At 71.9% G+C, this 10,228-nt stretch carries 10 protein-coding genes; 3 read left to right on the forward strand and 7 right to left on the reverse strand.

Going from position 1 to position 10,228, the window contains the following annotated elements; genetic code table 11:
• Positions 1-190 precede the first annotated feature (190 nt).
• The 7 genes from AC069K_RS33415 to AC069K_RS33445 all read right to left on the reverse strand — a co-directional run bounded on the left by AC069K_RS33415 (position 191) and on the right by AC069K_RS33445 (position 8,591).
• Positions 191-1,825, reverse strand: a complete 1,635-nt coding sequence (locus AC069K_RS33415) for a dipeptide ABC transporter ATP-binding protein (protein ID WP_478622368.1) — start codon at positions 1,823-1,825, stop codon at positions 191-193.
• Positions 1,822-2,811 (reverse strand): ABC transporter permease, encoded by a 990-nt coding sequence (locus tag AC069K_RS33420; RefSeq protein WP_365114457.1) that lies wholly within the window; start codon positions 2,809-2,811, stop codon positions 1,822-1,824. The genes AC069K_RS33415 and AC069K_RS33420 overlap by 4 nt, the downstream gene beginning before the upstream one ends.
• Complete coding sequence (locus tag AC069K_RS33425) at positions 2,808-3,839, reverse strand: ABC transporter permease (RefSeq protein ID WP_365114455.1); 1,032 nt, start codon at positions 3,837-3,839, stop codon at positions 2,808-2,810. The genes AC069K_RS33420 and AC069K_RS33425 overlap by 4 nt, the downstream gene beginning before the upstream one ends.
• A gap of 2 nt (positions 3,840-3,841) precedes the next feature.
• Complete coding sequence (locus AC069K_RS33430; RefSeq protein WP_478622371.1) at positions 3,842-5,563, reverse strand: ABC transporter substrate-binding protein; 1,722 nt, start codon at positions 5,561-5,563, stop codon at positions 3,842-3,844.
• Positions 5,564-5,738: 175 nt separating this feature from the next.
• Complete coding sequence (locus tag AC069K_RS33435; RefSeq protein WP_324616262.1) at positions 5,739-5,834, reverse strand: Ms4533A family Cys-rich leader peptide; 96 nt, start codon at positions 5,832-5,834, stop codon at positions 5,739-5,741.
• A gap of 88 nt (positions 5,835-5,922) precedes the next feature.
• A complete protein-coding gene (locus AC069K_RS33440; RefSeq protein ID WP_478622373.1) occupies positions 5,923-7,614 on the reverse strand; it encodes a DUF3152 domain-containing protein in 1,692 nt (563 codons plus the stop codon).
• An 8-nt stretch (positions 7,615-7,622) separates the two neighbouring features.
• Entirely contained in the window at positions 7,623-8,591 is a 969-nt protein-coding gene (locus AC069K_RS33445; RefSeq protein WP_478622375.1) for an alpha/beta fold hydrolase, read from the reverse strand.
• A gap of 117 nt (positions 8,592-8,708) precedes the next feature.
• On the opposite strand from AC069K_RS33445, the gene AC069K_RS33450 reads away from it, so the two are divergent.
• The 3 genes from AC069K_RS33450 (at position 8,709) to AC069K_RS33460 (ending at position 10,088) form a co-directional block, all read left to right on the forward strand.
• Positions 8,709-8,939, forward strand: a complete 231-nt coding sequence (locus tag AC069K_RS33450; RefSeq protein WP_358836420.1) for a hypothetical protein — start codon at positions 8,709-8,711, stop codon at positions 8,937-8,939.
• Between the two features lie 146 nt (positions 8,940-9,085).
• Positions 9,086-9,727, forward strand: a complete 642-nt coding sequence (locus tag AC069K_RS33455) for a TetR/AcrR family transcriptional regulator (RefSeq protein WP_190090017.1) — start codon at positions 9,086-9,088, stop codon at positions 9,725-9,727.
• A gap of 133 nt (positions 9,728-9,860) precedes the next feature.
• A complete protein-coding gene (locus AC069K_RS33460; RefSeq protein WP_067163735.1) occupies positions 9,861-10,088 on the forward strand; it encodes a DUF3107 domain-containing protein in 228 nt (75 codons plus the stop codon).
• The last annotated feature ends 140 nt before the right edge of the window (positions 10,089-10,228 follow it).

Genomic DNA, 10,228 nt, shown 5'->3' on the forward strand with positions numbered 1-10,228 from the left:
GAAGCCACCCTAGGTTTTTTGGTGGGGGGTTTTTTTTTTGGGGGGGGGGGGGGGGGGGAAGGGGGGGGGGGGGGGGGGGGGGGGGGGGGGGGGGGGTTTCCCCCCCCCCCCACCGGAAGGGGTGAATGCACGTAACTTTCCCACCGCCGTGGCGTTCCGTCGCGCTACGGGGCGGGAGAGTAACGGAACGTCAGGCCGCGGCCACCGCACTGGAGTTCTGCTCCAGCGACTGCTCGCGCAGCTCCTTGCGGGCGGCGCGCCGCACCGCGGCCAGCACCGGGTCGACGGTCGGCACGGCGGCGAGGAGCTGCCGCGTGTACGGGTCCTGGGGCGATCCGTACACGTCGTCGACCGCGCCCTCCTCCACGATCCGGCCCCGGCGCATCACCGCGACCCGGTCGCTGACCTGCCGTACGACGGCGAGGTCGTGCGCGATGAAGACGAGCCCGAGCCCGAGTTCGCGCTGCAACTCCGCCAGCAGGGCGGTGACATGGGCCTGGGTGGTCACGTCGAGGGCGGAGACCGGCTCGTCGCACACGATCAGCTGCGGTTCGGCGGCGAGCGCGCGGGCGATGCCGACGCGCTGGCGCTGGCCGCCGCTGAACTCGTGCGGGTAGCGGTCGTAGCGGTCCGGGTCGAGGCCGACCCTTTCCAGGAGCTCGCCCACGCGCGCGCGGATGCGCCCCTCGTCCCGTACGCCCGAGGCGCGCAGCGGGTCGGCCACCGACTCGCCGATCGAGCGGCGGGGGTTGAGCGAGGCGACCGGGTCCTGGAAGACCATCTGCACGGCCGTGCCGTCGCGGCGGATCGTGCCGGAGGTGGTGTCGAGCAGGCCGACCAGCATCCGGCCGAGCGTCGTCTTGCCGCTGCCGCTCTCCCCGACCACGCCGAGCGTCTCGCCGCGCCGCACGGTGAGCGAGACCCCGTCGACGGCGGTGAACGCCGACTTGCCGCGCCCGAACACCTTGCGCAGGTCGCGGGCTTCGAGCAGCGGCTCACCGGCGGCCGAGGCGTCCGGCCTGGGCGCGTCCAGGCGCGGTACCGCCGAGAGCAGCTCCTTGGTGTACGCGGCCTTCGGCGCGCCGAGCACGTCCCGTACCGGACCGCGCTCGACCGCGCGGCCCCGGCGCATGACCAGGACGTCGTCGACGCTCTCCGCCGCCACGCCCACGTCGTGGGTGACCAGCAGCAGGCCCATCCCGGTCTCCTGGCGCAGCCCGTGCAGCAGGTCGAGGATCTGCGCCTGGACGGTGACGTCGAGGGCGGTGGTCGGCTCGTCCGCGATCAGGAGCCGGGGCTCGCAGGCCAGGGCCATCGCGATGAGGGCGCGCTGGCGCATCCCGCCGGAGAACTCGTGCGGGCGCGAGCGCGCCTTGCGGGCGGCGTCGGGGATGCCGACGCGGTCGAGCACCTCCACGGCACGCGCGCGTGCGGCCCGCTTGGTGCCGCCCCGGTGCACCCGGTAGACCTCGGCGATCTGGTCGCCGATGGCGTAGTACGGGTCGAGGGAGGAGAGCGGGTCCTGGAAGACCATCGCCGCCACTCCCCCGCGCAGCCGCCGCAGTTCGGCGTCGGAGGCCTGCTGGACGTCGGTGCCCGCGACCTTCACGCTCCCCTCGACCAGGGCGCCGGTGCCCCGGTGCAGGCCGAGCAGGGCGTAGGCGGAGGCGCTCTTGCCGGAGCCGGACTCGCCGACGACGCCGAGGGCGGCGCCAAGCTCCAGGGTGAAGGAGAGCCCGTCCACGGCCCGGGTCTCGCCGAAGGCGACGGCGAGGTCGGTGACCTCCACCAGGGGCGCGGGGCTGTGCGCCTGGGGCTCGGTCATGACAGCACCACCCGTCGGTCGGCCATCGCGTACAGCGCGTCCGCGACGGCATTGGCCAGTACGACGAAGAACCCGGTCGTCATGACGACGCCGACCACGATGGGCAGGTCGACGTGGCGGACCGAGTCCACCAGGAGCTTGCCGATGCCCTGGATGCCGAAGAGCGACTCGGTGAGCACGGCGCCGCCGAACATGGAGCCCGCGTCCAGGGCGCTGAGCGCGATGACGGGGGCGACCGCGCCGCGCAGGGCGTGCTTGCCGACGACGGCCCGCTCGGTGAGTCCGTACGCGCGGAAGGTGCGCACATGGTCCTCGGCGAGGGTCTCCAGCATGGAACTGCGCACCAGGCGCGCGTACTTGGCGCTCTCGATCAGGGCCAGCGAGATCCACGGCAGCAGCAGTCCCCAGAACCACTGCTCGGGGTTGTCCGAGAAGGGGGTGTACTGCGGGAACGGCAGCCAGCCGAGCGTGGAGCAGAAGACGATGATCAACACCAGGCCGATCACGAAGACCGGGGTGGAGAAGCCGACGAGCGTGAGCCCGGTCAGGGTCCGCTCGACGGCGCCGCCGCGCTTCCACGCGGAGAGCAGCCCGGTGCCGACGCCGAGCACGATCCACAGCACGAAGGCGCCGATGACCAGCGAGCCGGTGACGGGCAGCTTGTTGAGGAGGATGTCGGTGACCGGCGAGTCCTGGCGGTAGGACAGGCCGAGGCAGGGCGCGTCGCAGTGGACGACGCCGACGCCGGAGGAGAAGTCCCGGCCGACGAAGAGTCCCTGGAGGAAGTGCCAGTACTGGACGGGGAGGGGGTCGCCGAGCTGGAGGCGGTCGTGCACCTGGGCCACCTGGGCCGGGGAGCAGCGCTCGCCGCAGACGATCTGGGCGACGTTGCCGGGGGCGGCGTAGAAGACGAGGTAGACGACGACGGAGAGGGCGAGCAGCACGAAGACCGCGCCGCCGAGCCGCCGCAGCAGAAAGCCCGTCACTTGGAGGCCTCCTTGGGGGATGTGGCGGCGTTCTTGCGGGCCCTGGCGTCCTTGCGGGAGGTGACGCCGACCTTGAGCCGGGAGGCGGCCCTCGGGTCGAGCGCGGTGCGCACGCCCTCGCCGACGACGGTCAGGGAGAGGACCGTCACGAACAGGAAGCCGGCCGGCAGCAGCAGATACGTGGGCGCCGACTGGTACCAGGTGTTGGCCTCGGTGAGCATCTGGCCCCACGAGGGCGTGGGCGGCTTGATGCCGACGCCGAGGAAGGAGAGCGCCGCCTCGATGGAGACGTTGGCGGGCACCAGCAGCACGCCGTACGTGATGACGGGCGCGGCAAGGGCGGGGAGCAGCTCGCGCCGGGCGACCGCGAGGCGGCCCCAGCCGCTGAGCCGGGCCGCCGAGACGTAGTCGAGGGACTTGAGGCTGAGCGCCGAGGAGCGCACGATCTTGGAGGTGCCGGACCAGCCGACGACCGCGATGACGCAGGTGATCAGGACCGGGCGCGGCACCGAGTCGGGTACGACCGCGATCAGGCCGAGGCCGATGACGAGCAGCGGAAGCGCCACCACCACGTCGGTGAACCGGCTGATGACCTGGTCGGCCCAGCGCCCGCCGAGCGCGGCGAGCAGTCCGAGGCTCACCCCGATGAACACCTGCACCAGGGTGGCGATGAAGGCGACGCCGAGCGAGACCCGGGCTCCGTAGACGAGCCGCGCGAACAGGTCGCGGCCGGTCTGGGGCTCCACGCCGAGCCAGTGGTCGCCGCTGACGCCGCCGAACGCGCCCTTGGGCACGCCGCCGGCCGCGGAGTCGATCAGAGTCGGGTGGAAGGCGTTGGGATCCTGTCCCTCCAGGGCGGTGAGCAGCGGCGCGGCGAGCGCGACGAGCACGAGCAGCGCGAAGACGACGGCGGCGACGGTCACGGCGCGCTGGGCGCGCAGCCGCCGCCAGAACTGACGGGCCCCCGAGGCGGGAGCGACCAGGGGGGCCGCTCCCGTCTCCGAGGCCAACAAGGCCTCACTGCTCATGGCTACTTGACCGCTACCTGGGAGATGTCGAGCACACCGGTCCAGTCGCTGATGACGACGTTCTTGACGTCCTTGCCGACGAGCCGCTTGTAGACCGGGTGGAAGAGCGGGATGACCACGGCCTGCTCGCCGATCTTCTTGTCGAGGGCGCCCCAGCGCGGCGCGGCGGCCGCCAGGTCGGTGAGCTTGTTGATCTCGTCGACCTCCTTGTTGACGGCCGGGTCGTCGAGGAAGCCGGTGTTGAAGTTGGCTCCGTCCTTGACGATCTGGCGGCCGTCGAAGATCGGCGCGAGGAACGGGCCGCCGGAGGGCCAGTCGGCGCCCCAGCCGCGCAGGAAGAAGCCGGGCTCCTTGTCGGCGCTCTGGATGGTGTCGTTGTAGTCGTTGACCTCAAGGCCCTGGAGCCTGACCGTGATCCCGGCCTTCTTCAGGGCGTCCTGGAGCGCGGTCGCGACCTCGGGGCCCTTGGGTCCGCCCTTGGCGTTGGTGTGGGTGAGCGTGACGGTGAGGCCGTCCGGGTGGCCCGCCTCCTTCAGGAGCTCCTTGGCCTTGGCCGCGTTGCCGGAGGCGCCCGCCGGGAAGTGGTCGAAGTCGGTGTAACCGAACGCCTTCTGGTTCGGCAGGAAGGTGGTGGCGGGCTCGGCGAGCGAGGAGCCGCCGACCGCGTTGATCACCGAGCTGCGGTCCACGGCGTACGCGATGGCCTGGCGCACCTTCGGGTCGTCGAACGGCTTCACCTTCGGGTTGAACCCGATGTAGTTGGTGTAGCCGAAGTGGCCGGTGCCCACGCGCGCGGCGAGCGCCTTGTCGCCGCCGATCTTGGCGAGCTCGGCCGGCCCGAGGTTGGTGTCGGTGGTGACGGCGGCCGAGTCCGGCCCCTGGGAGGCGGACAGGCGCTGGTTGATGACGGAGGCGTCGAGGCCGGAGCGCACGTCGATGGTGTCCGGGTACGCCTTGCGCTCGGCGTCGGTGGCCTCGGACCAGTGCGGGTTGCGCTCCAGGACCAGGTGCTCGCCGTCGTTCTCGTTCTTGACGACCTTGTACGGGCCGGAGGAGACGGGGTGCGACTCGTACTTGGTGCCGGTGTCCTTGGCCTTGGGGACCGGCGCGAACTGGGTCTGGGTCGCCAGGTACGGGAACTCGCCCTCGGGCTTGTTCAGGTGGAAGACGATGGTCTTGGCGTCGGGCGTCTCGATGGAGGCGAGGCCCTTGCCGCCGTCCTTGTAGGGACCCTGGTAGGTGGCGCCGCCGACCAGCCAGTCGCGCAGGTAGGGCGCGCCGCCGGAGAGCTCGGCCGCGAAGGAGCGCTCGATGCCGTACTTGATGTCGGCCGTGGTGATCGGCGTGCCGTCCTCGTACGTGAGGCCGTCCTTGAGGGTGTACGTCCACACCGTGGCGTCGGCGTTGGGCTTGCCGGTGTCGGTGGCGAGGTCGGGGACGACCTTGGTGCCCTCGGCGCCCGCCTCGCGGTTGCGGGTGGTGAGCGTACGGAACACCAGGGACGGAACGTTTCCTCCGCCGGAGGTGTAGAGCCGCGCCGGGTCGAAGTCGGTCTGCGGCTCGTTGTTGAGGACGGAGAGCGTGCCGCCCTTGGCGGGCTTGGCGTCCGAACTGCCGCCGGCGTTCTTGGCGCCGCTGTCGTCGGGGCCGCAGGCGACGGCGCCCACGGCGAGAACCACGGCTATCGCTGCCGCTCTTGCGACGTTTCCGGACATCTGGCGCATCGGAATGAAGACCTCTCGGGGTGACTGCCGGGCAGGGGCGAAACGGACGCGGGCGTCTGTACCGGCCCATGACGGCGTCATGGTCTTCGGACAAGAGGGAGTGCTGCGCCCGCGCGGATGAGCAAAGACGGAAGTACCCGGACGCAGAAAGGAGAAAACTGCGCGCGAGTGGGCGTCAGCAACAGTGAATGTCGGCTACGCAGAGCCCGGTCACGCCGATCAGCGCCAGCTCGATGGCGGCGCGTGCGGGAGTGAAGGGGCGGTGCGGCATGTCGAGAACTATGCAAAGCCCCGATGTCCACTGTCAACCGAGATTGAGACAGTCGTCCCACAATGTGGACAGCAGGGCCGGACTGGTCTCAACCAGTCGGGTAGACCCACGGGTTGGGACGGCACTTGATCCCGTCTATGTCCAAGGACTTGGTCTGCTGCTGCATCACCGGAGCCAGCGCCCCCGGAGTGCGACAGCTCACATGACCATGGCCGAGCCGGTGTCCCACCTCGTGGTTGATGAGCATCTGCCGGTAGGCGAACATCGCCTGGGCCCCGAACGTCTCCGAGCCCTGCGCCCAGCGGAACGCGTTGATCATCACGCGCTCGGTGGCGGCCGAGTCGCAGGAGACGTTCTCCTCGGTGACGTCCAGCTCCGACTTGGCGCACCAGGTCCCGGTGGTGCCGGGGCTGGCCAGGGTGACGACGAAGTCGGGCTTGCCGGAGGAGACGCGCTCGAAGGTCTTCGCCCCGTCGTGCGCCCAGCTGCGGTCGTCGTTGAGGGTCTTCTGCACGGCCTCGGCGAAGAGGGCGCCGTCCAGTTCGAGGCCCTTCTCGATGTCCACCCGGTAGCGGTACTTGCGCCCCTTGCCCGGCGCCGCCGCGGAGCCCGGCACGGTCTCGAACTCGCCGGAACCTTTCAGCTTGGGGTCGATCGGGTACTGAAGGGCCATCTTCTGCTCGTATGTGGCGGGCTTGGCCGGGGCCGCCTGCTGGGGCGTCGAGCGGTCCTTGGAGCGGGAGGCGGGGCCTTCGCCGCCGCGGCCGCTGCCGTCGGCCGCCTGGGCGCCGGCGCGGTGACCGTCGTCGGAGGTGACCTGCCCGGCCACCACGACCGCGAGCACGGTGGTGACGGCCGCCGCCGCGATCCCGGTGAGGGTGCGGCCCTTGACGGACCTGCCCTTCCTGGCTGTCCCCTGCTCCTCCTCCGGCTCGGCCCGCTCGGGGGCCGGGGCGGGAGCGGGTGCGGGTACGGGGGCCGGCCGGGCCGCAGTGGGCGCCGGAACGATCCTGCGCTGCTCACCCGTGTCGGCCACGACCATCCGGCGGTGGGAGCCGGTGCCCATCGGATCCGGCCCGCGCCGGGCGCCCGGGTCGGCGGGACCGACCCTGCGGTAAGCGCCGGTGTCCGTGGGGGCGGCTGTGCGGTTTTGGGTGCCGGTGTCGGACGGGTTGGCGACGCGGTGGGTGCCGGTGTCCGTCCAGTCGGCGACGCGGTGGGAGCCCGTGTTGGACGACGGGCTGGGCACGCGGTGCGTGCCGGTGTTCGTCCAGTCGGCCACGCGGTGGGAGCCCGTATCCGACGACGGGTTGGGCACGCGGTGGGTGCCGGTGTTCGTCCAGTCGGCCACGCGGTGGGAGCCCGTATCCGACGACGGGTTGGGCACGCGGTGGGTGCCGGTGTTCGTCCAGTCGGCGCCGTCGAAGGCGTCCACGTACTCGCGCCGGGGTCCCGGTATTCGGACACCGGGCCCGGGGTGGGCCGGAGCGGCGGGGCGCGGCGCCGAGGGCTCGTTCCAGCTGCCCCCGCTCTCGTGGTGCTCGGGGTGCCCGCCGCGGACCGGCACGCCGTGCGCGGGGGTGGTGCCGCCCTGGTGCGGGGCGGAGGTGCCCGGAACCGGCCGGCTCCCCGGGAGCCGGCCGGCCTGCGGGTCTTCGGTGCGGCGGCGTCTGCCCGCCGGCTGCGTGCCCTCCGCCGCGGGCAGGGGCCCGGTGGCGTCGGCGGCACGGGTGGCATCGGGAGTGCCTGCGGCGCCCCTGGGTCGGCTGTGTCGTCCCACGCCCCGGATCAGCTCCTGTTTCCGCAGTCGTCGAGCAGGTCCCGGAAGGCCTGCGCGACCGCCTCCGGGTACTCAATCATCGCCAGATGCCCGGCGTCGGGCACGGTCAGCAGTCTCGATCCGCGGAACGCGGCGGCGGCTCTGCGGGCCATGCGGAGGCCGACGAGCCGGTCGCGCCCGCCGTACACCAGCAGGGTGGGCGCGAGCACGCGCTCGGCCTGGCGCCACAGCCCGTGCTGTCCGCCCAGGGTGTAGGCGTTCACCACGCCCCGCGCCGAGCGGACCATCGCGTCCCAGAAGTACGGCAGCGCGAGGCGCCGCTCCATCTCCTCGACCGCCGCCCGGAACGCCTCGGGGCTGATCAGGCCCGGGTCGCCGTAACACAGCGCCATCGCGCCGCGCGTACGCTCCTCGACCGTCCAGTCCTCGGTCATCCGGGCGAACAGCGAGGCGACGCCCGGCACCGCGATCAGGGCGGTGGGCCAGGCGGTGCGCTGGGGGCGGAGCTCGGGGAGCGCGGGCGAGATCAGGGTGAGGGTGCGCACCAGGTCGGGGCGGACCGCCGCGACCCGGGTGGCGACCGCGCCGCCCAGCGAGTTCCCGAAGAGGTGGACGGGGCCGCGGCCCTCGGCGTCCAGCAGCCGGATCACCGCGCGCGCGTGGCCGGTGACCGAGTAGTCGCCGTCGTCCGGCGGCGCGGAGTCCCCGAAGCCGGGCAGATCCACGGCCTCGCAGTGCACCGCGTCCGCGAGCAGCGGCATCAGGGCGGACCAGTTCTGCGAGGAGCCGCCGAGCCCGTGCACGAACAGGGCGGGGGCGAGGCCGGACGCCGTACTCGGACGGGTGCGGATGTTCAGCGTGAGGCCGGGCAGACTCACCGAGCGCAGCTCTTCACCGTCCGCCACCCGGACCGCGCCCACCCGGGGTACCGGGGCGGCAGCGGCGGCAAGGGTTTCCGGCAGCTCGGTCGAAGGCATGCGGCAATGTTACGAGACGATCACACCGTGGTTCGTGTGTTCGCCGTCACAGACCGCATAGCGGTGCGCAGACCTAGCCCATAGGCTCGTTATCAAGCCCTCGAAAAGGGAGCAATCATGCCCGTCGACCCCAGTGATCCCGAAATGTTCGAGGAAGATTTCCAGGAAGAAGCCGGCACCGTGGAGCTCGACGAGGAGACCCCCGAGGCGGACGCGGCCGAGCAGCAGACCGAGGTGCGCCACGACCGCGACGATCCGCTCACCCGGGTCGACCCGAACGTGGCGAACGAGGCGGATGCGGTCGAACAGGCCCGCGTGGTGGCCCTCGACGAGGACGACTACCGCTGATTTGTTCGGATAACCGGGCCTATCTCCGGCTACCCAGCGCGTCCGGTCCGTGAAATTCTGCGTGCGCACCGCGCACAGCCGGGTTACCCAAAAGTACGATGGCGGCGCGCGTCCATCGCGCACGAGATCAATTTTTGGGAGGCGGCGTGACAGCCATCGAGCAGACCGAGGCGGCGCGCCCGCGAGGCACGCGCCTGCCCCGCCGGGCCCGCCGCAATCAGCTTCTGGGCGCGGCCCAGGAAGTCTTCGTCGCACAGGGGTACCACTCGGCCGCGATGGACGACATCGCGGAGCGGGCCGGTGTCTCCAAGCCCGTCCTCTACCAGCACTTCCCCGGAAAGCTGGAGCTCTACCTGGCCCTGCTCGACCAGCACTGCGAGGCGCTCCTGCTGGCCGTGCGCACGGCGCTCGCCTCCACCAGCGACAACAAGCTGCGGGTGGCGGCGACCATGGACGCCTACTTCGCGTACGTGGAGGACGAGGGCGGCGCCTTCCGCCTGGTCTTCGAGTCGGACCTGACCAACGAGCCCGCCGTGCGCGAGCGCGTGGAGCGGGTCAGCCTGCAGTGCGCCGAGGCGATCTCGGACGTGATCGCCGAGGACACCGGCCTGTCCAAGGACGAGTCGATGCTGCTGGCCGTGGGCCTGGGCGGCGTCTCCCAGGTGGTCGCCCGCTACTGGCTCTCCAGCGAGTCGGCGATCCCCCGCGAGAAGGCGGTGCAGCTGCTCACCTCGCTGGCCTGGCGCGGTATCGCGGGCTTCCCGCTGCACGGCACCGAAGGCCACTGAACAGCGCCTGCGGGGCGCGGGTGTTCGCTCCTAGCGTGCGGCGCCGCGCCCGTCCGGGTCCCCTCTCCGGGCTAATGTGTGCGGGGTACGGCGCGGCTGACCGCGCACCGCAGACCGTCGGAGGGACATAGCCGTGGAGGTCAAGATCGGCGTGCAGCACGCGCCCCGGGAGATCGTTCTGGAGAGCGGGCAGTCCGCCGAGGAGGTCGAGAGCGCGGTAGCCGACGCCCTCGCCGGCAAGGCGCAGCTGCTCAGCCTCCAGGACGACAAGGGCCGCAAGGTCCTCGTGCCGGCCGACCGGATCGCGTACGTGGAGATCGGCGAGCCGACGGTTCGCCGGGTGGGCTTCGGCCAGCTGTAGCCCCGTACGACAGGGAACGAGGAGCGGGGGGGGGGGGGGGGGGGGGTGGGGGGGGTGTGGGGGGGGGGGGGCCGTAATCCATGTGGATGGGGGGGTGGGTGCCCGACTCCGCGTGGCTTCCCAAAAGGAGGGGGGGGGTG

The organism is Streptomyces sp. NPDC043908, assembly GCF_056435525.1.

Bases quoted from the DNA above. Each gene is read 5' to 3' on its own strand.
- AC069K_RS33415 (WP_478622368.1), bottom strand. From the start codon at position 1,825: ATGACCGAGCCCCAGGCGCACAGCCCCGCGCCCCTGGTGGAGGTCACC.
- AC069K_RS33425 (WP_365114455.1), bottom strand. From the start codon at position 3,839: ATGAGCAGTGAGGCCTTGTTGGCCTCGGAGACGGGAGCGGCCCCCCTG.
- AC069K_RS33430 (WP_478622371.1), bottom strand. From the start codon at position 5,563: ATGCGCCAGATGTCCGGAAACGTCGCAAGAGCGGCAGCGATAGCCGTG.
- AC069K_RS33435 (WP_324616262.1), bottom strand. From the start codon at position 5,834: ATGCCGCACCGCCCCTTCACTCCCGCACGCGCCGCCATCGAGCTGGCG.
- AC069K_RS33445 (WP_478622375.1), bottom strand. From the start codon at position 8,591: ATGCCTTCGACCGAGCTGCCGGAAACCCTTGCCGCCGCTGCCGCCCCG.
- AC069K_RS33450 (WP_358836420.1), top strand. From the start codon at position 8,709: ATGCCCGTCGACCCCAGTGATCCCGAAATGTTCGAGGAAGATTTCCAG.